This window comes from Corynebacterium sp. KPL2838, from assembly GCF_040225455.1.
GTDB lineage: Bacteria > Actinomycetota > Actinomycetes > Mycobacteriales > Mycobacteriaceae > Corynebacterium > Corynebacterium rhinophilum.
Map to the genome: position 1 here is coordinate 12,704 of NZ_JBEHFT010000024.1, position 19,763 is coordinate 32,466.

The following is a 19,763-nucleotide window of genomic DNA, read 5'->3' on the forward strand; positions in this document are numbered from 1 at the left end:
GCGCTATCACCGTCTTAGTCGGTGTAGCCCTTCTGCACGGAGCCGTCCACAGGAATGCCTGGGCCGGAGGTGGTGGAGATGGTGGCGCGCTTGATGTAGATGCCCTTAGCGGAAGCAGGCTTCAGGCGCTGGATCTCATCCATGAGGGCGCCGTAGTTCTCAGCGAGCTTCTCAGCATCGAAGGAAGCCTTACCAAGGATGGCGTGCAGGTTTGCAGCCTTGTCCACGCGGAAGGAGATCTTACCGCCCTTAACCTCGCTAATTGCCTTAGCAACGTCGTTGGTTACGGTACCGGTCTTCGGGTTAGGCATCAGACCACGTGGGCCCAAGACGCGGGCAACGCGGCCAACCTTGGCCATCTGGTCGGGGGTAGCGATGGCAACGTCGAAGTTCAGGTTGCCCTCGTTGATCTGCTCGATCAACTCGGAGGTGCCGACGATGTCAGCGCCAGCTTCCTGAGCTGCGGTAGCCTTCTCGCCCTCAGCGAAGACGGCGACGCGAACGTCCTTACCGGTGCCGTTAGGCAGGGAGACGGTACCGCGCACCAGCTGGTCAGCCTTGCGCGGGTCAACACCTAAGCGGAAGACGACGTCAACGGTGGCGTCGAAGTTCTTGGAGGAGGTCTCCTTGGCCAACTTTGCGGCCTCGATCGGACGGTACAGGCGGGACTTATCTACAAGTTCCGCAGCGGCCTTATAAGCCTTAGACTTGGTGCTCATTTAACAATTCCTTTTCTGGATTGGCGTGGTATTTGGCGGGCCGAAGCTGGCCCTACCACATAAAGTTTTTACTTCTCCGGTGCGCCATCGATGTTAAGGCCCATAGAGCGGGCGGTACCAGCGATGATGTGTGCGCCGGCCTCGATGTCGCGGGCGTTGAGGTCCTCGAACTTGGTCTGTGCAATTTCCTTGCACTGATCCCAGGTGACGGTGCCGACCTTATCGGTGTGCGGAACACCGGAACCCTTCTGGACGCCAGCGGCCTTCAGCAGCAGCTTGGCTGCCGGCGGGGTCTTCAGCTTGAAGTCGAAGGAGCGGTCTTCGTAGACGGTGATCTCAACAGGAACCACGTTGCCACGCTGGTTCTCGGTAGCGGCGTTATAAGCCTTGCAGAATTCCATGATGTTGACGCCGTGGGCACCCAGTGCCGGGCCAACTGGCGGTGCCGGGTTAGCGGCGCCAGCCTCGATCTGCAGCTTGATGAAGCCAGATACCTTCTTCTTTGGAGCCATCGAATTACCTCTTTCCTGTGGTACCGAACCTGCGTCACGATGAATAACGCGGCCCGTCCGGATGCTCACCTCAGTGGGCCACCGGAGGATGAAACGATTTACGTGTGCGCACGCAAAAGGCGCACGGCGTTCCAGTCTAGAACACCGTGCGCCCTGCACAAAATCATTTTTTAAGAAATGCGCTCGATTTCCGTCGGCGACAACTCCACTGGGGTTTCACGGCCGAAGATGGAGACTAGGCCCTGCATCTTGCCGGTCTCCGGGTCAATTTCGGAGATGGTGGCAGACACTGCAGCCAGCGGGCCGGACAGGATGGTAACGGCCTCGCCCACCTCGAAGTCGTGGGCGTATTTCTTGGCCACTTCCTTCTCCGGCATTTCAACGACCTGCTCGCCCTCTTGCTCGTTCGCAGCTGCCTCGCCCTTGGTGGCGGGAGCTTCATTCGGCATGAGGAACTTAGCCACGTCGCGGGTCTTCACCGGCGTCGCGTTGCCTTCATTGCCCACGAAGGAGGTAACGCCGGGGGTTTCGCGGATGACGGACCAGGCGGCATCGTTAAGCTCAGCGCGTACCAGAACGTAGCCCGGCAGCAGCTTGCGCTTTACAATCTTCTTCTTGCCGTCCTTGTTTTCCATGATCTGCTCGATGGGGACGACGACCTCGAAGATGGAGTCTTCCACCTCAAGGGTCTGCGCACGCATGTCGAGGTTTGTGCGCACCTTGTTTTCGTAGCCGGAGTAGCACTGGATGATGTACCACTGGCCCGGCTGCTTCTTCAGCTCGCGGGTGAATTCGCGCAGGCGCTTGCGGTAAGCGGCGTCCTCGGCCTCTTCCTCGGTTTCGGCGGAAGCCTCCGCAGCGGCCTCTTCGGACTCTGCACCGGTCTCTTCGGCGGACTCGGCCTCCGCCGAAGGGGCATCGGCAAGCGCAGCGTCTTCTGCGCCAGCCGGTGCTGCGGCCTCCTCTTGGGCGTCCTCGACTACGCTGGCGTGCTCTGCCGCCTGCTCCTGCACGTTGGACTGCATAGCCTCCTCTAGGGAGGTTCCTGGGTTTTCGACGTTATTTTCGTCGCTCATGAGTGGTACTCCAAAATGTCATCGGCGCGTGTTGTAGAACCAGCCTACCCGCGGCGCGTGTGGGCAAAAAGTATCCCGCCGTTCCGGAGTGCGGAAACAGCGGGATAAAAGTTTATGGCGCCATTCTAGCTAATTAGTCAGAATCTTCTCAACTCCGAGGCCAGCCAGGGTATCGACGCCCCAAACAAGCGCGGTGATGACGATCAAGAAAGCGAACGTGATGAGGGTGTACTGCAGCATCTCTCCACGGGTGGGCCACACCACCTTCTTCATTTCAGAGACAACCTCGCCGGGGAATGCGGCGACGCCGCCACCCGGGCTCTCGGTGCTGTTTTTATCCTCAACGCGGACCACGTTCTTCTTCGCCGAGTCCGTGGAGGTCGTGGAAGCCGCACCAGAAAGCTGGCGCTTACCGGTAGGACGCGGCGCCGCCGAGCCGTTCGGCTGCTGCTCATCGCTCACAGCTAACCCTCCTTGGGAAATGAAATCTTTTTTCTAGGCATGAACCTCCGCCCAGACATAACTTTGTCAACCCTAGCAAAAGGTGCACGGGCAGGAAAGCATGCCAGGGCGGGTGAGCCGCATCTGTGACAAAAATATCCCCGCCATCTGGAAAGCAGATGCCGGGGATCCTTGCAGGGGCGACAGGACTCGAACCTGCAACCTACGGTTTTGGAGACCGTTGCGCTACCAATTGCGCCACGCCCCTATTTTATTTTTCGTGACTCTAGAACGTCACGCGCCGATGACCTTACCAGATACCTAATTCCGCACGGAAACCAGTACGCCGTTAAGGCCATAGGCACGGTAGTAAAAAAGCGCCGTAATGGCGCTTTTCTTTCCCGGTAGCGATGGCGAGAATTGAACTCGCGACACAGCGATTATGAGTCGCTTGCTCTACCACTGAGCTACACCGCCATGGTGAACACCTTCATCCTGCAGGAAGATATTTCCTCCAGACATGAATGGAGCCCCCTGACAGAATCGAACTGTCGACCTTTTCCTTACCATGGAAACGCTCTGCCGACTGAGCTAAGGGGGCACATCCCAGCATCAAGCACATCAATATTTCGTTGTGCTCTCCGTTGCGGACTTCAATAATGTAACCTGACACCTCCACTTTGCACAAATCGCCACGTCAGCCCCCATAAGTGAGGAAATTTCTGGGGCTTATTCAATGCTGGTCCTCCCCACCCGGTGTGCTTGAATGAAAGGCATGCTGGATCATAAAGACTGTCTTTCTATCGACGCCGCGAAGCTCTACTACAACTCCGGGTTCTCGCAGGCGGAGGTTGCGGCTCACCTGGGGATTTCCCGGCCGACGGTCTCCAAGTTACTCACTCATGCCGCCGAGCGCGGCTTTGTCACCGTGAGTATTACCGATCCCCGCGAGCAGTCCGATGAGCTGGTTTCTGCCCTCTGCGAGCGCTTTTCGCTTGCCGATGCCCGCGTCACCGCCACCCCTCCCGGCGGATCCCTGCTCGCGGATTTAGGCAGCGCTGGCGCCGCCCTATTGGAAGAGCTCATTACCGATCACACCTCGGTGGGCTTGTCCTGGGGCGAAACCATGTCCGCGGTGGCCTCCCATTTGCGCAAGCGGCCACTGGAGGGTGTGGACATCATCCAGCTCAAGGGCGGGCATTCTCACTCGGAGCGCTCCACCAAGGATCTGCAGACTATGCAGGCATTTACCCAGGCCTTTAATGCCGAGGCACACCTGCTTCCCCTCCCGGTGATCTTCGATTCCGTCGAGGCCAAAAAGTGGGTCTCGCGCGATAGGCATATTGCCAAGATTTTGCAGATGGGGGCATCAGTAAGCGTGGCGGTATTTACCGTCGGCGCGATGAAGAAAGAATCGCTCGCGCTTAACTTGGGATATCTCACCGAAAGCGAAGAGGAAGAATTGCTCACCAATGCGGTGGGAGATGTATGCTCGCGCTTTTTCACCACCCAAGGCGATGTTGCCAGCCAGGCGGTGGATGAGCGCACCGTTGGCATTAGCCTGAGCGATTTAGCAACGCGTCCCACCCGCGTCTTAGTAGCCGGTGGCGCTCATAAGGCCGAGGCACTACAGGTCGCCTTGGATATGGGCCTTGCCACCCACCTAGTCACGGATCAAACCACGGCGCACAAGCTGGTGAGCTCTACAGAGAGTCGCCTTCCTCACCATTAATGCACATTTGTTAATTATTTCATTGACATTGGTGCCGCGGGGGCTAAACTGACTGGTAACACAGTCCACCAGTCCACGTTGAGGAGTACTCCATGTCTCAGACTGAGATTTCCACCCCGCACATCAACCCGCACGGCGCCCCCATCGCAGAGACCGTTTTGCTGCCCGGCGATCCCCTCCGCGCCAAGTTCATCGCGGATACCTTCTTGGAAGATGTCGTCCAATTCAATGAAATCCGCAACATGCTGGGCTTTACCGGCACCTACAACGGCAAGCCCATCTCCGTTATGGGCACCGGTATGGGAATTCCCTCTATCGGTATCTACTCCTGGGAATTGATCCATAAGTTCGGTGCGAAAAAGCTCATCCGCGTCGGCTCCATCGGTGCTATGCAAGAAGACATCGAATTGCACGATGTCATCGTGGCATCTTCTGCTTCTACCGATTCCAACTTTCTGTCACAGTATGACCTGCCGGGCACCTACGCCCCCACCGCATCCTGGAAGCTACTCAAGGCGCTGGTAGATGAGGCCGAGCGCCAAGAGACCCCGATTCACGTGGGCAATATCCTAAGTTCTGACATGTTCTACCACATGGATAAGACCGTCAACGGCCGCTGGGCGCACATGGGCGTGCTTGGTGTGGAAATGGAATCCGCCGCACTCTATGCCACCGCCGCCGAGGCCGGTGTCGACGCCTTGGGCCTATTCACCGTCTCAGACAATGTGGTCAACGGCACCCAGCTTTCTGCCGAGGACCGCCAGAGCGCATTCCACACCATGATGAAACTCGCCTTGCCACTTAACGCAGTCGACTAAGCTCCTCTTCCCACAAAGGACAACTTCCATGCTGAAAAAAGTTAAGGCCATGCCGGGGGATCGCACCCAGGTTAACCCCAAGGCGGCCGTCCCTATCCTCCTTTTCGTCTTCGTCTTCTCCCTCATCATTGACAATGGATTCAAGACGATGACCATGCCGATCGCGGAAGCACTGGAGATCTCCGATAAGACCGCGTCGCTGCAGGCCTCCCTTGCCGGCGTCATCATTGGTATCGGCGCCGTCGTCTACGCCGCCTTGGCAGACTCCATCTCTATTCGGAAGCTCATGCTCACCGGCATAGTTTTTGTGGCCGTGGGTTCCATCCTGGCCTTCATCTTCTCCGGTTCGTGGGCCATGGTGTTGACTGGGCGTTTGATTCAGACCACCGGTTTGGCCGCCGCTGAAACGCTGTATGTCATCTACGTGACCAAGCACTTGAGTGAGGATGATCAAAAGACCTACCTCGGCTTTTCCACCGCTGCCTTCCAGGCCGGCCTGCTCATTGGTGCGCTGACCTCTGGGTTCATCTCCACCTACGTGTCCTGGACGGCGATGTTCCTCATCCCCCTTATCCTCCTGCTCACCATTCCGCCCATCATTAAAAATGTGCCGGAAGATGAGGCCGTGGAGGGCCACCTGGACGCATTAGGCCTGTTCTTTGTCGCCGTCTTCGCCAGCGCTCTCATCATGTTTATGCAGGATTACGCCTGGTACTGGCTCGTCTTGGCAGCCATTGGCTTAGTCCTGTTCATCGTGCACATCAAGAACGCAAAGAACCCCGTGGTCACCCCGGAATTCTTTACCAATGGACGCTACGTGTGGACCATCGTCATGGTGCTCTTTGTCTATTCCACCCAGCTGGGCTTTATCTTCCTGCTTCCCTATGCAGCCCAAGACATGCACGGCATGAGCCTTGACCGTGCTTCGTTGTTGCTCATTCCTGGCTATGCCTGCGCCGTGCTCGTCGGTATTTTGTCCGGCAAGATCGGCACGGTTCTCTCGTCTCGATCCACCATCTATACCGCTTTTGCTTTGGTTGCAGGTTCCTTATTCATTGCCGCGCTGTTTGCACAGGTTCACGTGGCTGTGCTTGTTATCACCATTATTGCCTTTGCCAGCGGCTTTTCCCTGATGTACGCCCCCCTGGTCAATACTGCGCTGCGCAATATCACCGCAGCCAAGTCCGGTATCGCCATCGGCTTTTATAACCTCACCATCAATATCGCCATCCCGCTGGGCATTGCGTACACCGCCAAGCTGATGGAGTCCACCAGCTACACCACCACCCTGCTCATTCTCACCGTCATCGCCCTCTTCGGTTCCTCGCTGTACATCATTTCGGATCTAAAGATGGCTAAAAACGAACCCGCCCCAGTTTCCTAAAGGAGAAAATCATGACTTCCCAGAACCTCACCCGCTCAGACGTTGCTTCCTACATCGACCACACCCTGCTCAAGCCAGAGGCCACCCCGGAGCAGTTCCGCGCCTTGGTAGAAGAGGCCACCGAGCTTGGCACCTATGCCGTGTGCGTCTCCCCTTCCGCCCTGCCGCTCGAGACCCCAGAGTCCCTCCACGTCGCCACGGTCGTGGGCTTTCCCTCCGGCGCCGTCAAGCCGGAAATCAAGGCTGCTGAGGCAGCCCGCGCGGTTGCCGATGGCGCCGAGGAAGTAGACATGGTCATCAACATCCCGCTGGCCATCGAGGGCCGCGCCGAGGAGCTCCAGGCAGAAATCCAGGCCGTGCGCGATGCCATCCCAGGCAAGGTGCTCAAGGTCATCATCGAGTCTGCCGCGCTTTCCGATGCCGCCATTGTCCTCGCCTGCCAGGCCGCCGCTGCCGCTCAGGCGGACTTTGTAAAGACTTCCACAGGTTTCCACCCCGCCGGCGGTGCCTCCACCCACGCAGTCAAGCTCATGCGCGAGACCGTAGGCAACAAGCTGGGCGTGAAGGCCTCCGGCGGCATCCGCACCGCCGAGGATGCTCTCGCCATGATCGAGGCCGGCGCCAGCCGCCTGGGGCTGTCCTCCTCTGCCAAGATCCTCGAGGAGCTTTAAGCCATGTCTGTGGATAAGACCTTCGACATCAACTACGCCCGCACCTGGGCCGAACACGATCCGGATGCGGACACCGCCCGTCAGGTGCTCACGTGGATCGAGGAAGATAACTCCGAAGAACTCGCCGCCGCCTTCGCGGGCCCCCTGAACTTTGGTACCGCGGGCCTGCGCGCTGCCGTGGGCGCGGGCGAATCCCGCATGAACCACGCCGTGGTCATTCGCACCACCTACGGTCTTATTACCTGGCTCAAGCAGCAGGTCGATACCCCGATCGTTGTCATCGGCTGCGATGCCCGCCACGGCTCCGCACAGTTCCAGCGCGATGCCGCGCAGGTTATCTCCGCCGCCGGTGGCAAGGCCCTGGTCCTGCCTGCACAGAACCCAACCCCGCTGACCGCTTTCACGGTCCGTTCCCTGGGCGCGGACGCCGGCATTATGGTTACCGCCTCCCACAACCCGCCTGCCGATAATGGCTACAAGGTGTACCTGGGTGGCCGCGTTGCCACCGGCCCGGACGAGGGCGTGCAACTTATTTCCCCAGCCGATAAGGAAATCGCCGCCGCCATTGCTAAGGCCCCCTATGCCGACGAGGTCCCGCTCACCTCCGATCACATCGAGGACGTCGATACCCGCGCGGAGTACCTCGACCGCACCGCCGCGTTGGTCGGTGACAATACCGATATCACCATCGCTCTGACCGCCATGCACGGTGTGGGTGCCGAACTGGGTAAGGAACTGCTGTCTCGCTGCGGCTTTAATGTCTCGCTGGTGCCGGAACAGGCCGCTCCTGACCCGGATTTCCCCACGGTGTCCTTCCCCAACCCGGAAGAGCCCGGCGCCCTAGACCTTGGTATTCAGCATGCCGAGAAAATCGGTGCCGATATCCTTATCGCTTACGACCCTGACGCCGATCGCTGCGCCGCCGCCCTGCCCACCGATGGCACCTGGCGCCAGCTCAGTGGCGATGAGACCGGTGCCTTGCTTGGCGATTACCTTGCTCGCCGCGGCGCTACCGGCAACTTCGCCAACTCCCTCGTATCGTCCCGCCTGCTCGGGCGCATCGCCGCGCACTACGGCCTCGGCCACGAGGAAACCCTGACCGGTTTCAAGTGGATCGCCCGCACCCCGGAACTGGCCTTCGGCTACGAAGAAGCTATTGGTTTCTGCCCCGATCCCAACGCAGTGCGCGATAAGGACGGCATCTCCACCTCCGTGGTGCTCGCCAGCCTCGCTGCTGAATGCAAGGCCGCTGGAAGCAGCCTCCTGGACCGCTTGGATGATATCTACGCCACGGTTGGCGCCCTCCACACCCAGCCGCTGACCTTCCGCGTCGAGGACTTGAGCCTGATTACCCAAGCAATGGACAAGGTCTCTACCACCCCGCCGACCGAGCTCGCTGGCTCCCCGGTATCCAAGGTGGAAAAGTTCGCACAAGGCTCGAAGTTCTTCACCGAGAACGATGACCGCGTCATCGTTCGCCCCTCCGGCACCGAGCCCAAACTCAAGTGCTACCTAGAGTCCCCCGACGCCGGTCGCCTCGATGCCATCGCGGCCGACCTGCGCGATTACTTCGGGCTCTAATCCGCCCGCTTACTGAAGACAGTCTAATGGGCCAGCAGAATATCGCCACCATAGCGCGAATCTGCTGGCCCATACGGCTTTATAAGGCGGCCTAGAGCACAAGGGCTCTTCTTTCCCTACGCGGGAAGCACCCCACTCGGGCGGGCCCTCATGCCATCAGGTCAATTACTTAATATCCAAGTATTCGACTAGTTCTTCCGCGATCTTTTTCGCACCCGTTGGGCCAAGGCCCAAGAACCAGAGGTCATCGCTGACGCGGAAGGCCTTACCATCCTTCACCGCTGACAGATTCTTAAATTGTTCGGATTCGACAATTTTGTCCTCACCAGTGGCCGATGGATCGCCATAGCTGGAGTAGAACAGGTAATCTCCGTCTGCCTCAGAAATGGACTCTGGAGAAATCTCCGCTGCCAGCTCATCAATGTCCTGGTTTTCTGGGCGAGCCAGTCCTGCATCGCGCAGAATGACACCGATAAGGGACTTATTGGCGTACAGGCGGATCTTGTCTGGCATGAATCGAAGCATGGAGACCGTCATGTCCTTCGGCATTTTCTCCTTGATTTGAGCCAAGGTATCCGCATAGTCGTTGAGGATATCGACGGTTTTCTCCTCTTCACCGAGCGCGTCACCGATCAGCCGGAAGTCTTCCTTCCATGGATATCCTGGGCGGATAGCCAACACGGTCGGCGCGATATCGGAAAGCTGCCCGTAGAGATCGTCCACGCGCAGCTGGCTGCCCACGATGAGATCGGGCTTGAGCTCTGCGATTTTTTCGACGTTCACCTCTTGAATGGTGCCAACCGAAGGTACTTCTTTCACCTTGTCAGCCAAGTAATCCGGCACTGGATTCGCACCCTTAGAGGTAACCATGCCTACCGGCTTAATCCCCAAGGACAGCACAGAGTCGAGCTCGCCCATGTCCAGCACCACGACGCGCTCTGGCTTCTCTTTAATCTCAGTTTCACCATTGGCGTGCTTAATGGTGCGCGGGAATTGGCCCGGCTCAGCATCAGTTCCCAACTTGGCGGTTTCTTCATCAGCGGTACCAAAGCGCTCACCGCTATGGGAGACGCTTTCATTGCCCGGACCGCCCTTGGAGTCGTCATTTTCGGCAGCACTGCAGGCAGACAGTGACAAGGCAATGGCGACGGCGGCAGCCATGCTTGATAGCAGGCGTTTTTTGTTGAACATTATTTCTGACATAATGGTTAGCCTAAGCTAACTTACTTATTAATTGAAAATAATATGCCGCATACCAAATCAACGCTCCCCCCAATGGGTGTACCGAATACTCGTCGCCGCAGGTGGCGGGTCGGCACCTTCCTCGCACTTGCACTTCTGCTAATGGTACTTCTGATTGTGCTCAGCCTGTTCATCGGCGCGCAGTCTTTTAGCCCCTCTGAAATAGTCGCAGGCCTCCGCGGCGGCCCCGGCAGCAGCACGGCTGGAGATATCCTCTACGAGCGACGAATCCCACGCACCGTCGCCGCCATCCTTGCGGGTACTGGGCTCGCGGTCGCCGGCTGCATTCTCCAAATCATCACCCGAAACCCGCTGGCAGATACCGGAGTATTCGGCATGAACGCCGGTGCCGCCTTCACGGCCGCGCTCGCGCTTAGCGTATTCGGGCTAACTTCACCCCTAGCTTTTACCGCCGCCGCCTTGATCGGTGCGAGTGGCACCATGCTATTAGTTGCGCGCCTAGGCCGAGACGTGTCTGGAGCCATTGATCCGCTCCGTATCGTGCTTGCCGGCGTGGCGCTAAGCGCTGTGTTCGAAGGCCTTTCTGAGGGCATGTCGCTCCTAGATCCGCAGGCCTTCGCCCGTATCAAGACATGGATGGTGGGCAGCATGGATATTGCCGCTACCACCCCGCTTTATCTCATGTGGTGTGGATTGGCTATCGCCGCAGTGATGTTGGTTTTCTTAGCACCCCGTCTGACCGTCCTGCCGCTGGGTGAACACGCTGCAGAAGCACTTGGCATCAACGTAGCCCAAACCCGCGCGCTGGCCCTCTTTGTTGTATCTTTGCTCGCCGCAACAACCACTGCCGCAGTCGGCGTATTAGCATTTGTCGGCATGCTTGTCCCCCACTTGGTCCGCCAAGTGGGCATCACCAATGAGCGCGATCAGATTTGGATTAGTGGGTTAATCGGTCCAAATCTGCTTCTCTTCGCCGACATCATCGGGCGGCTTATCTTGCCCGGCGAATTACCCGCCGGAGTAACCGTCGCGATAATCGGTGCTCCTTTCCTCATTTTCCTTGCACAACGCAAGCAGGTGGTTCTATGAGGCCCACAGAGCTAGACGCCACGAGGGCCACCACCTCAGTACGCGCCATCGCAGCTCGTTACCGCCGCCGCGAAACAATCGTGCTTTTTGTGGGCATCGCCGCAGTCCTGCTCGCTGCCGTCGTAGCGCTGACGTACCCTGGCGCAGGACTAGATCGCGTGTCAGCCTGGCAGGCGCTCATCCATCCCGACTCCGGCTTCGGCACCACCGTAATCTACGAGTGGCGCTTACCCAGAGTCACCGCTGCCATCGTGGTGGGGGCCGGCCTCGCTATCGCCGGCACGCTTTTTCAAACCGTAACCCGCAACCCGCTGAGCTCGCCCGATATCATTGGTTTTAACACCGGTGCCTATACCGGGGTGATCGTGGTGAGCTACTTAGGATTTAGCAGCTTTATTAACGTCGCATTAGGGGCGGTGATTGGGGGCGGGATTACCGCGCTGATCATCGTCGTCCTGGCCCTGCGCAGGCAGGTCAGCGGCATGCGACTCATCCTGGTCGGTATTGGAGTCTCCCTTACCCTCTCCGCGGTCAACCGTTACCTCATTTTGAGTGCAGATTTGGACACGGCCATGGCTGCGGCCACGTGGGCTGCTGGTTCGCTCAACGGCATTGAATGGATTTTCGTCGGCCCAGCGGCCATCGTGCTGACTCTAATCATCGTGCTAGCTTTCACGTTGAGGTCGCGTTGCGAGGCCTTAGAGCTTGCCGATGACACCGCCTACTCCCTCGGCCTAAATGTAACCCGCACCCGCCTTGTTCTAGTGTTCCTCTCTGCCCTATTAACAGCACTGTGCACCGCGCTGGCTGGTCCGATTTCTTTCGTAGCCTTAGCGGCACCACACCTGACAAGGTCCCTTACCGGCGGCCAACGAGTCAGCCTTCCTGCTGGTGCACTTATCGGCGCCACCTTGCTATTGGTCTGCGACATCATAGGGCAACAGCTCTTCCACCCCACCATGTTTCCGGTTGGCGTCGTAACCGTCACCTTGGGCGGCACATATCTGATCATCCTCATGCTCTTCGCGCACCGCACCTACCGCAGGTAATTTTGAAAGGACTTTCCCCAAAATGGCTTTCCCAGATTCAGAAAGCGATGGAGACATCGCGGTAGCAGTACAGGGCGCTACCATCACTTACGGTGACTTCACCGCCGTAAACAACGTAAGCGTAAACTTCCCGCGCGGAAAATTTACGTGCATTATTGGCCCCAATGGTTGTGGCAAATCGACCCTTCTGCGCGCTATGGCGCGAGTATTGCCCACAGAAGCAGGCACTATTTCCTTAGAAAACAAAGAGATTGATTCTTTCGGCCGCAAGGAATTATCGCGGCGCATCGCGCTCATGGCCCAAGATGCAATAGCCCCTGAGCATCTCACCGTGACGGAACTGGTAGCGCGTGGTCGGTTCGCACACCTGGGAACGTTGGGACAACGCAGCAGCCAGGACTTCGACAAGGTATCCCAAGCAATATCAACGGTGGAACTGGATTCACTGGCTGACCGCAGAATGAATGAATTATCCGGCGGTCAACGCCAACGCGCTTGGCTGGCTATGGCGCTAGCCCAAGACACCCCGGTGCTCTTACTAGATGAGCCCACAACCTTTTTGGATTTGGGCTATCAGCATGACTTGCTCACTCTGGTGAGAAACCTCAGCGAAAACGAGCACAAAACAGTCATCGCCGTAGTGCATGACCTCCAGCAAGCGATACGATTCGCAGACCACATAGTTGCCATGCAAGGTGGTGAGCTGGTGGCCCATGGCAACCCTGAAGACATCGTTACCGCAGAGTTGATTGAACAGCTTTATGGCTTACCCGTCGAGGTCACCAGAGCTGGACGCCAAGGGCGCACAGTTATCGTTCCAGATTAGGACTTAATGACAGAACATGTTGTTAATGTTGCCTCGTTAGAGGGGCTGAACTGGCGCTATCGGTCCTGTTGCGACCTTTTGTGAGGATAGGTGGTCCTCCGCGGGGAGAGAGGACTTGACCGTATCCGGCTGGAAACAAACCATCAACCAAATGGCCGTGGACTTTACCAACTGCTTCGACAAATACCTGTAAACCCAACCTCACACACAACTTGACACGCGCGCCCTAGGAGATAACAAAAGCCAGAGCCCAAGTCTGGGAATAAACCCCAGTTATTTCTTTGATGTAAGATGCTGCGAAATGGTGCAGGGCAAAAATCTTGCCACTCATTGAAAAGTGGAGTGTGGAGTATGAAAACTGAGTGGAGCTCATCAGCTTTCGGGGGCTATATGAATTCTCTTTTGAAAAGATATTTCGCCGAAGAAAACGTAATTTCCCCCGAGGCTGTCGAGCTTAGAGCTGCCTGGAGAACGTCCCGGTTCGTCTACTGCGTATTTTCTGTAAAATCCACCCGAGGGATTGCGTATCTTGGTATGGAATTGCCCCCGATACCGAGTACTGGAGGTGTCTCTTCGGAGGAAGATACCGCTGCAAAAGGTTGGGCAGATAAACTTGCTGGCGAGTACTTCGCCGGGGATTTGGACTACGACTCAGGAGATAAAATCGAGTGGCTCGGGAAAGCTAGCAACAACGTTCCTCAGCATTTTATGGAATTAACAAGGATGAAAGCAGACAAAAAGGAAGACTCAGAGCTTTATATTCCGCTAACGAATCACGGCTAATCATTTCTTGAGACTCATAATTTTTAGTCCAAGCCCTTTTCCATGTTAAACCATTGAGGATTAATACATCATTTTTCCTCATTATCCGGCCATACCGTCACTGCTTTGTATGTGTAGTAGACACACGCCACGAATACAACAATATTTCCAAAGATGATCCACTGCGGTATATCATTCGGCAGAACTATCTCTAGAACAGCACTCACAAAGCACATCATTGCAACGTTTGTACTCAACGCAATGATCAGCATTCTACGTCCAAGGCCCATTTTTATCCCCTTACTTTTTCGTGTTTCCTATATTTATCCGCACTGGTCAGCGGCTGTTATGATAGAACCAGATGCGCTTGCCATGGTAGCTGCAGCCAGCGTAGGACCAATAGGGCCTGTGAGCGGTGCAGAGGCGACCCCGACTGCAGCTGCTGTAGTCCCTCCGATCCCTACGAGGATGGTCCCCGCACACCCAGCAGCAGACCGAGTCTGAATGAGGGTTGCGTCGACCAACTCTGGATCAACATTCGTCGAGTACTTTGCAGTGATCTGGTCGCCCCCAACCGAGTATTCGATGTTTACTTTCCCTCCAGTGTTGAGAGTCTTTGAAGTGAGCAGAGCTTCTTCTCCGCTATTCGGGCTTTCTACAAACATCGTGTCTGCTTCTTTACGATCAATACCATTTACTACTTCAGCGGAGTATCCACTCTTATCAGTTTCATTGATAAGGAAAACCTCCTTCTGAATTCCCAAATAGGAAGAAACTCAGGTAAATGATAAAAACTTCGATTGCCCTTCGCAAGACATAACTGGAATATTCCCTTTTGTCGTTTGGCCCAAGCCGATGGAGTCACTCCATCGCGCTAACCACGACGAAGCCCCACAAGCTTGTGCTTGTGGGGCTCTGTGTTGTGCCAGGTAGAAGATTCGAACTTCTGAAGGCAATGCCGGCGGATTTACAGTCCGCTCCCTTTGGCCGCTCGGGCAACCTGGCATGCACTCTGTGGTGCGTGTATGTACTTTACTATGAAGCACCCACCTACCTCCAAATCGCCAGCACAGCGGGGAGAAATGGGGTATGTAGGAGGGGGCATCGACAAGCAGCTAGCCCACGCGGCGAACGGTGTAATCCGCAAGCTGGCGCAGCGCTTGGCTAGCGGAATTTTCTGGCAGCACGGAAAGCTGTTCTTCTACGGTGCGTAGGTAGGCGTTAATGTCCTCTAGCGCCCGCTGACGGCCGCCAGACTGGCGCAGGAGCTCAATGGCACGCTCGACCTCAGCATCGGTTTCTAGGGGGCCTGTCAGCAGCTCACGCAGCTGGTCTCCCACCTCGCCGTCCTCTTCCAAGGCGTAGAGAACCGGGAGGGTAAAGACACCCTCGCGCAGGTCGGTGCCCGGAGTCTTTCCGGACTCTTCTGGATCGGAGAAGATATCGATGACATCGTCCACGATCTGGAAGATCATGCCGATGGCACCGCCGATGCGGCTCAACGCAGCAGCGTATTCTGCAGAAGCGCCCGAATGGTACGCGCCGAGGTAACCGGCAGAGGCGATAAGCACTGCGGTCTTTTCCTGAATAACGGCCATATAGTGGTCCACGGGGTTGACTTCGCCAGCACCGATGGTCTCGCGCATCTGGCCGGTCACCAGCTCTTCAAAAGTATCCGCGAAGTGGCCTACGGTATGGGTATCTAGTTGGCTCATCAGGCGGGAGGCGTGCGCGAGGAGGGCATCGCCGGCAAGGATGGCTACGGAGTTATTCCACCGGGAGTTGGCGGATTCCACGCCGCGGCGGCGGTCCGCCTCATCCATCACATCATCGTGGTACAGGGTGGCAACGTGCACCATCTCCACAACGGTGGCGGACTTAATAACCTCTTCACAGCCCGGTTTGGTGCCGTACTCAGAGGCAAGCAGGGCCATCATCGGGCGAAAGCGCTTGCCGCCTGCCTTGGACAGATGGCTTACCTTGTCCTTCAAGAAGTCCTGGCCGCGGTCAGTTTCACTGCGCAGCTTTTCTTCTACTGCTTCCATGCCCGCGCCAATGCGTTCATTAAGCTGTGGATCACCAAGATCCACGTGAGTGGCATGCGAGTGGCCGTGAGTCATTAAATAGCATTCCTTGCAATTAAAAGCCAGAGATAATCGTTTATCTACCGTAGTCCAAACCAGCCCCCTTAACACACTTGAGGGGTTGAACTAGTGCAATGATAGTCCCTATGTCGGAACAGATCGATTCCCCCCGCCCTGTCGAAGTCGCCATCATCGGTGCAGGACCCGCAGGAAGTGCCGCGGCCATCCACGCCGCCCGCGCTGGCTATGAGACTGTCCTCATTGATTCATCCGCCTTCCCCCGCGATAAAACCTGCGGCGATGGCCTCACCCCGCGGGCAATGCACCAGCTAGATAAGCTCGGCATTACTGTTAACGCCTCCTACCGCAACCGCGGGCTCAAACTGCACGGCTACGGCGGGGACGTCACCGCCCCGTGGCCGCAGACCTATCCTTCCCAGGTGGGCACTGCCCTGCCGCGCTTTAGGCTCGATGCGCAGCTGGTAGAGGCCGCAACCGCCGCAGGTGCCACGCTAATATCCGGTACCCCCGCGAGCGCCCCGGTCATGGAGGGCAACCGGGTGACCTCGTTTCGCATTGGCGAGCTGATTATTCAGCCGAAATGGCTCATCGTGGCCGATGGCGTGCGTTCTACCTTTGGCAAGCAATTGGGCCGCACCTGGCACCGCGATGAGGTCTATGGCATCGCCGCGCGCTCCTATGCCGCCTCCCCTCAGGCAACGGAGCCGTGGATGCACTCGCACGTGGAATTAAAAGATGAAGACGATTCCGTCCAGCCCGGCTACGGCTGGATTTTCCCGTTGGGAGCAGAGCTGGGCCAGGTCAATATCGGCGTCGGTGCGCTTTCGACCGCGCAGCGGCCGGCCAAGATTAATACCAAAAAGTTGCTGGAGTTCTACGCCGCCCAGCAGCGCGCGGAGTGGGGCCTTGGGGACATCGAACACGTCACCTCTGCCCTGCTGCCCATGGGCGGGGCGGTCTCTAATGTGGCGGGGGCCAATTGGATGCTCATTGGCGATGCCGCCGCTTGCATCAATCCCTTAAACGGCGAGGGCATCGACTATGGCCTCGAGACCGCAGCGCTCGCGGTAGCCATGCTCGGGCCGAAGGATTTCACCCTCGCGTGGCCGGCCACCCTGCGCGAGCACTACGGCGAATCCTTCCTGCTCGCGCGCACGGCCGCCCGCCTGTTGACCTACCCGCAATTCCTGCCCGTGGCGGGGCCATTGGCGCTGCGCGGGCCGGTGGGCCGCTTGCTGATGCCCGCCGCGGCCCGCCTTATGGGCAACCTCATCACGGAGGAGGACCGCGATCTTATCGCCCGCCTGTGGCGCACGGCCGGCCGCAGCGTAGGCGCCATCCGGTGCGATACGCCCCTGTGGGCCTCCACCGCGGCGGTCTAGGGGGGCTGCAAGGGGTTTACTTCGGGGCATCGGCAAGCGGCTTCGTTGCCGAGTGCAAGGCAACGATACCCAGGGTGAGGTTTTGCCAGCCCGCGTTGGCCCATCCATTGCGGTTGATGGCCGCCGCCAACTCCTCTTGGCCCGGCCAAGCGCGGATGGATTCCGCGAGGTAAATATAGGCATCCGGGTTGGAGGAGACCACGCGCGCAACCGGGGGCAGCAAGCGCATGAGGTATTCCTTGTACACGGTGCCAAATACCGGGACAATGGGCGTGGAAAATTCCGCCACCGCCAGGCGCCCGCCCGGCTTAGTCACGCGCGCCATTTCCCGCAGCCCCAGCTCATAATCGTGAATATTGCGCAGGCCATAGGAGATGGTGACGGCGTCAAACGTATTATCCGCAAAAGGCAATTTTATGCCATCGCCAGCCACCTTAGGCACGTCACGCTCGCTTCCGGCGGCGAGCATGCCGCGCGAAAAGTCGCAGGCTACGCACCACGCACCGGATTTGGACAGCTCTTCTGTGGACACCGCGGTTCCGGCCGCGAGGTCGAGGACCTTCTCCCCCGGCTGCAGGTTCAGGCGCTCGCGGGTGCGCTTGCGCCAGCGCTTGTCCTGCCCAAAGGACAGGATGGTATTGGTGAGGTCGTATTTTTCGCCGACGGCGTCAAACATGCGCGCGACGTCGAAGGGCTTTTTATCCAGATCTGCCTTAGACACAAATGCCTAGTCTAGGCTACGCGGGCCCCAAGGGCACGAGCCGCCCACCGTGGCAGCTCCGGGCGCTGCCCCAAAATGGTCAGCGGCACCCGGCGGGTATCTTCCAGCACCTCTTCGTAGTAGCCCACCAGCTGCTCGCACAGCGCGGTCCACGTCTTCGAAGAAATGGATGCGCGGGCATTATCCCGCAATTCGGCGTGCACGTCTGGGTTTAAGAGCGCATCGACGGCATTGGGCAGGTCCTCGACAAAGCTATCCACGTCTAAAAGCAGGCCGTTATAGCCTTCCTGGATAAGGTCCACGGGCCCGCCTGCCCGCGGGCCGATGGTGGGCACGCCAGAGGCTTGGGCCTCCTGGATGGACTGGCAGAAGGTTTCAAATTCGCCGGCGTGCACAAAGACATCGAGCGAGGCATAGGCCTGCGCTAGCTCCTCGCCGCTGAGCGCGCCGGTAAACACGGCGTTGGGAAGCTGCGCCTCCAGCAGAGGGCGCTCGGGGCCGTCACCAACAATAACCAGCTGAATATCCTCGCGACCATTGAGTGCGGACAGGCGGTGCACGCCCTTTTCCGCGGCCAAGCGGCCGACGAAGCCGACGATGTTTTTCTTTTCGCTCCGGTCCCAGCTGCGGCGCAGGCTAGCAGAGCGTTTTTCGGGATGGAAAAGCTCGGCATTGACGCCGCGGCCCCAGTGGCGCACGTGCTTGATGTGGTGCTTTTCCAAGTCCCGGATGGTCAGCGAGGACGGAGCCAAGGTCATCTGGCAGGAATTGTGGATGGTACGCAGCCACTCCCACACGCCATAAGCCAAGGCGGAGGCATGGTACTTGGTGGCGAAGCCTGCGACATCGGTTTGGTAGAGCGCCACTGCCGGAATGCGCTGTTGGCGGGCCGAAAATGCGCCCGCTGCACCCAACACGAACGGGCTGGCTAGGTGGATGATATCGGGCCTGAATTTCCGCAACGCGTCATCCACGGCCGTGGTTGGCACGCCCACCGGCAGCGAATCCACCAGCGGCACGCGCACGGTGGGCACGCGGTAGATGGGAAAGCCCAAATAATCGGGGATTTCTTCTTGGCCCTCGCGGGCACCGGGGGCGATGACAATCGCATCGTGTCCGGTTTCGTGCAGGTGCTCTAAAACGCGCAGCACCGAGTTTGTCACGCCATTGACATTGGGAAGGAACGATTCGGCCACGATTGCAACTCGCATGCCACCATAATGGCTTATTTTTCTCGGCCTTTGGTGAATCCAATGAAAAATCTAGGTAAATTATTTTTCAGCGGGACTTTTCAGCGCGGTGGGTGATCAGGTTAATAAGCCGCCACAACCCCACGGCGCCAAGCGTCGACACGATGGCCACGGACAGCGCCGGTATGACCGCCAAGGTCCACTCGCGGCCTTCTACCTTCACCAAATCCGGGTTATCTTCGGCGTACTGCACCCACACCTGCTGTCCCTCGCCCAGGTCGGTGGGATAGAGCAATCCTTGCCGCGGGGCATGGTAGATCCCGTCACTATCTTGAAAATCCACGGTAGTACGCAGCACGCCGACGTCCTTGACCGTTGCCAAGGCCCGGTTAGGCTGTGCGGAAATGGCGCGGTCATTGAGGAATGGCCCCACCACGATGGTGAGGTTTTCTGGCCGCGGCTGGTCCTCCGGGATCAATAGCCCATTGGCATCGTGCAGGAA

20 protein-coding genes and 4 tRNA genes are annotated in these 19,763 nt (G+C 58.0%); 10 read left to right on the forward strand and 14 right to left on the reverse strand.

What is annotated here, in order from left to right:
- Positions 1-14 precede the first annotated feature (14 nt).
- The 7 genes from rplA to ABRP98_RS08455 all read right to left on the reverse strand — a co-directional run bounded on the left by rplA (position 15) and on the right by ABRP98_RS08455 (position 3,349).
- Positions 15-719, reverse strand: coding sequence for a 50S ribosomal protein L1 (gene rplA, locus ABRP98_RS08425; RefSeq protein WP_284770898.1), 705 nt, complete (start codon positions 717-719; stop codon positions 15-17).
- Positions 720-787: 68 nt separating this feature from the next.
- Positions 788-1,231 (reverse strand): 50S ribosomal protein L11, encoded by a 444-nt coding sequence (gene rplK, locus ABRP98_RS08430; RefSeq protein ID WP_023016714.1) that lies wholly within the window; start codon positions 1,229-1,231, stop codon positions 788-790.
- Positions 1,232-1,401: 170 nt separating this feature from the next.
- Entirely contained in the window at positions 1,402-2,307 is a 906-nt protein-coding gene (nusG, locus tag ABRP98_RS08435) for a transcription termination/antitermination protein NusG (protein ID WP_349858659.1), read from the reverse strand.
- A gap of 129 nt (positions 2,308-2,436) precedes the next feature.
- A complete protein-coding gene (gene secE, locus ABRP98_RS08440) occupies positions 2,437-2,769 on the reverse strand; it encodes a preprotein translocase subunit SecE (protein WP_349858662.1) in 333 nt (110 codons plus the stop codon).
- Between the two features lie 174 nt (positions 2,770-2,943).
- A tRNA-Trp gene (locus tag ABRP98_RS08445) sits at positions 2,944-3,016 on the reverse strand.
- Between the two features lie 137 nt (positions 3,017-3,153).
- A tRNA-Met gene (locus ABRP98_RS08450) sits at positions 3,154-3,225 on the reverse strand.
- A 48-nt stretch (positions 3,226-3,273) separates the two neighbouring features.
- Positions 3,274-3,349, reverse strand: a tRNA-Thr gene (locus ABRP98_RS08455).
- Positions 3,350-3,523: 174 nt separating this feature from the next.
- Here ABRP98_RS08455 and ABRP98_RS08460 point away from each other — a divergent pair.
- From ABRP98_RS08460 to ABRP98_RS08480, 5 genes are all read left to right on the forward strand, one after another.
- Positions 3,524-4,480, forward strand: a complete 957-nt coding sequence (locus tag ABRP98_RS08460) for a sugar-binding transcriptional regulator (RefSeq protein WP_349858663.1) — start codon at positions 3,524-3,526, stop codon at positions 4,478-4,480.
- Between the two features lie 92 nt (positions 4,481-4,572).
- Entirely contained in the window at positions 4,573-5,298 is a 726-nt protein-coding gene (gene deoD, locus ABRP98_RS08465; RefSeq protein ID WP_284785666.1) for a purine-nucleoside phosphorylase, read from the forward strand.
- A 28-nt stretch (positions 5,299-5,326) separates the two neighbouring features.
- Entirely contained in the window at positions 5,327-6,682 is a 1,356-nt protein-coding gene (locus tag ABRP98_RS08470) for an MFS transporter (protein ID WP_349858665.1), read from the forward strand.
- An 11-nt stretch (positions 6,683-6,693) separates the two neighbouring features.
- Entirely contained in the window at positions 6,694-7,353 is a 660-nt protein-coding gene (gene deoC, locus ABRP98_RS08475; protein WP_349858667.1) for a deoxyribose-phosphate aldolase, read from the forward strand.
- A 3-nt stretch (positions 7,354-7,356) separates the two neighbouring features.
- Entirely contained in the window at positions 7,357-8,934 is a 1,578-nt protein-coding gene (locus tag ABRP98_RS08480) for a phospho-sugar mutase (RefSeq protein WP_349858669.1), read from the forward strand.
- Positions 8,935-9,099: 165 nt separating this feature from the next.
- On the opposite strand, the gene ABRP98_RS08485 is transcribed toward ABRP98_RS08480, so the two are convergent.
- Positions 9,100-10,137, reverse strand: a complete 1,038-nt coding sequence (locus ABRP98_RS08485) for an ABC transporter substrate-binding protein (RefSeq protein ID WP_349858672.1) — start codon at positions 10,135-10,137, stop codon at positions 9,100-9,102.
- A 141-nt stretch (positions 10,138-10,278) separates the two neighbouring features.
- On the opposite strand from ABRP98_RS08485, the gene ABRP98_RS08490 reads away from it, so the two are divergent.
- The 4 genes from ABRP98_RS08490 to ABRP98_RS08505 all read left to right on the forward strand — a co-directional run bounded on the left by ABRP98_RS08490 (position 10,279) and on the right by ABRP98_RS08505 (position 13,884).
- Complete coding sequence (locus ABRP98_RS08490) at positions 10,279-11,226, forward strand: FecCD family ABC transporter permease (RefSeq protein ID WP_349858674.1); 948 nt, start codon at positions 10,279-10,281, stop codon at positions 11,224-11,226.
- Positions 11,223-12,275, forward strand: a complete 1,053-nt coding sequence (locus ABRP98_RS08495; protein WP_349858675.1) for a FecCD family ABC transporter permease — start codon at positions 11,223-11,225, stop codon at positions 12,273-12,275. Before ABRP98_RS08490 ends, ABRP98_RS08495 begins: the two co-directional genes overlap by 4 nt.
- 22 nt (positions 12,276-12,297) lie before the next feature.
- The gene (locus ABRP98_RS08500; RefSeq protein ID WP_349858677.1) at positions 12,298-13,101 is read left to right on the forward strand and encodes an ABC transporter ATP-binding protein; all 804 of its coding nucleotides are present in this window, start codon (positions 12,298-12,300) and stop codon (positions 13,099-13,101) included.
- 351 nt (positions 13,102-13,452) lie between these two features.
- A complete protein-coding gene (locus ABRP98_RS08505; RefSeq protein ID WP_237791539.1) occupies positions 13,453-13,884 on the forward strand; it encodes a hypothetical protein in 432 nt (143 codons plus the stop codon).
- A gap of 302 nt (positions 13,885-14,186) precedes the next feature.
- Here the strand turns inward: ABRP98_RS08505 and ABRP98_RS08510 are convergent, their stop codons facing one another.
- From ABRP98_RS08510 to ABRP98_RS08520, 3 genes are all read right to left on the reverse strand, one after another.
- Positions 14,187-14,627, reverse strand: coding sequence for a hypothetical protein (locus ABRP98_RS08510; protein WP_349858680.1), 441 nt, complete (start codon positions 14,625-14,627; stop codon positions 14,187-14,189).
- Positions 14,628-14,786: 159 nt separating this feature from the next.
- A tRNA-Tyr gene (locus ABRP98_RS08515) sits at positions 14,787-14,868 on the reverse strand.
- Between the two features lie 110 nt (positions 14,869-14,978).
- The gene (locus tag ABRP98_RS08520) at positions 14,979-15,983 is read right to left on the reverse strand and encodes a polyprenyl synthetase family protein (RefSeq protein ID WP_349858682.1); all 1,005 of its coding nucleotides are present in this window, start codon (positions 15,981-15,983) and stop codon (positions 14,979-14,981) included.
- A 98-nt stretch (positions 15,984-16,081) separates the two neighbouring features.
- Here ABRP98_RS08520 and ABRP98_RS08525 point away from each other — a divergent pair, with 98 nt between their 5' ends.
- Positions 16,082-17,350, forward strand: coding sequence for a geranylgeranyl reductase family protein (locus ABRP98_RS08525; protein ID WP_349858683.1), 1,269 nt, complete (start codon positions 16,082-16,084; stop codon positions 17,348-17,350).
- Between the two features lie 16 nt (positions 17,351-17,366).
- On the opposite strand, the gene ABRP98_RS08530 is transcribed toward ABRP98_RS08525, so the two are convergent.
- From ABRP98_RS08530 to ABRP98_RS08540, 3 genes are all read right to left on the reverse strand, one after another.
- Entirely contained in the window at positions 17,367-18,071 is a 705-nt protein-coding gene (locus ABRP98_RS08530) for a demethylmenaquinone methyltransferase (RefSeq protein WP_349858685.1), read from the reverse strand.
- A gap of 11 nt (positions 18,072-18,082) precedes the next feature.
- On the reverse strand, positions 18,083-19,282 hold the full coding sequence (locus ABRP98_RS08535; RefSeq protein ID WP_349858688.1) for a glycosyltransferase family 4 protein: 1,200 nt from the start codon (positions 19,280-19,282) through the stop codon (positions 18,083-18,085).
- Positions 19,283-19,349: 67 nt separating this feature from the next.
- Positions 19,350-19,760 (reverse strand): DUF3592 domain-containing protein, encoded by a 411-nt coding sequence (locus ABRP98_RS08540; RefSeq protein WP_502878793.1) that lies wholly within the window; start codon positions 19,758-19,760, stop codon positions 19,350-19,352.
- Between the last annotated feature and the right edge of the window lie 3 nt (positions 19,761-19,763).

Coding starts and splice junctions, on each gene's coding strand:
- ABRP98_RS08485 (WP_349858672.1), bottom strand. CDS start 10,137: ATGTCAGAAATAATGTTCAACAAAAAACGCCTGCTATCAAGCATGGCT.
- deoD (WP_284785666.1), top strand. CDS start 4,573: ATGTCTCAGACTGAGATTTCCACCCCGCACATCAACCCGCACGGCGCC.
- ABRP98_RS08460 (WP_349858663.1), top strand. CDS start 3,524: ATGCTGGATCATAAAGACTGTCTTTCTATCGACGCCGCGAAGCTCTAC.
- ABRP98_RS08490 (WP_349858674.1), top strand. CDS start 10,279: ATGGTACTTCTGATTGTGCTCAGCCTGTTCATCGGCGCGCAGTCTTTT.
- ABRP98_RS08495 (WP_349858675.1), top strand. CDS start 11,223: ATGAGGCCCACAGAGCTAGACGCCACGAGGGCCACCACCTCAGTACGC.
- ABRP98_RS08500 (WP_349858677.1), top strand. CDS start 12,298: ATGGCTTTCCCAGATTCAGAAAGCGATGGAGACATCGCGGTAGCAGTA.
- ABRP98_RS08520 (WP_349858682.1), bottom strand. CDS start 15,983: ATGACTCACGGCCACTCGCATGCCACTCACGTGGATCTTGGTGATCCA.
- deoC (WP_349858667.1), top strand. CDS start 6,694: ATGACTTCCCAGAACCTCACCCGCTCAGACGTTGCTTCCTACATCGAC.
- ABRP98_RS08505 (WP_237791539.1), top strand. CDS start 13,453: ATGAAAACTGAGTGGAGCTCATCAGCTTTCGGGGGCTATATGAATTCT.
- ABRP98_RS08470 (WP_349858665.1), top strand. CDS start 5,327: ATGCTGAAAAAAGTTAAGGCCATGCCGGGGGATCGCACCCAGGTTAAC.
- ABRP98_RS08480 (WP_349858669.1), top strand. CDS start 7,357: ATGTCTGTGGATAAGACCTTCGACATCAACTACGCCCGCACCTGGGCC.
- rplA (WP_284770898.1), bottom strand. CDS start 719: ATGAGCACCAAGTCTAAGGCTTATAAGGCCGCTGCGGAACTTGTAGAT.
- rplK (WP_023016714.1), bottom strand. CDS start 1,231: ATGGCTCCAAAGAAGAAGGTATCTGGCTTCATCAAGCTGCAGATCGAG.
- ABRP98_RS08535 (WP_349858688.1), bottom strand. CDS start 19,282: ATGCGAGTTGCAATCGTGGCCGAATCGTTCCTTCCCAATGTCAATGGC.
- ABRP98_RS08525 (WP_349858683.1), top strand. CDS start 16,082: ATGATAGTCCCTATGTCGGAACAGATCGATTCCCCCCGCCCTGTCGAA.
- nusG (WP_349858659.1), bottom strand. CDS start 2,307: ATGAGCGACGAAAATAACGTCGAAAACCCAGGAACCTCCCTAGAGGAG.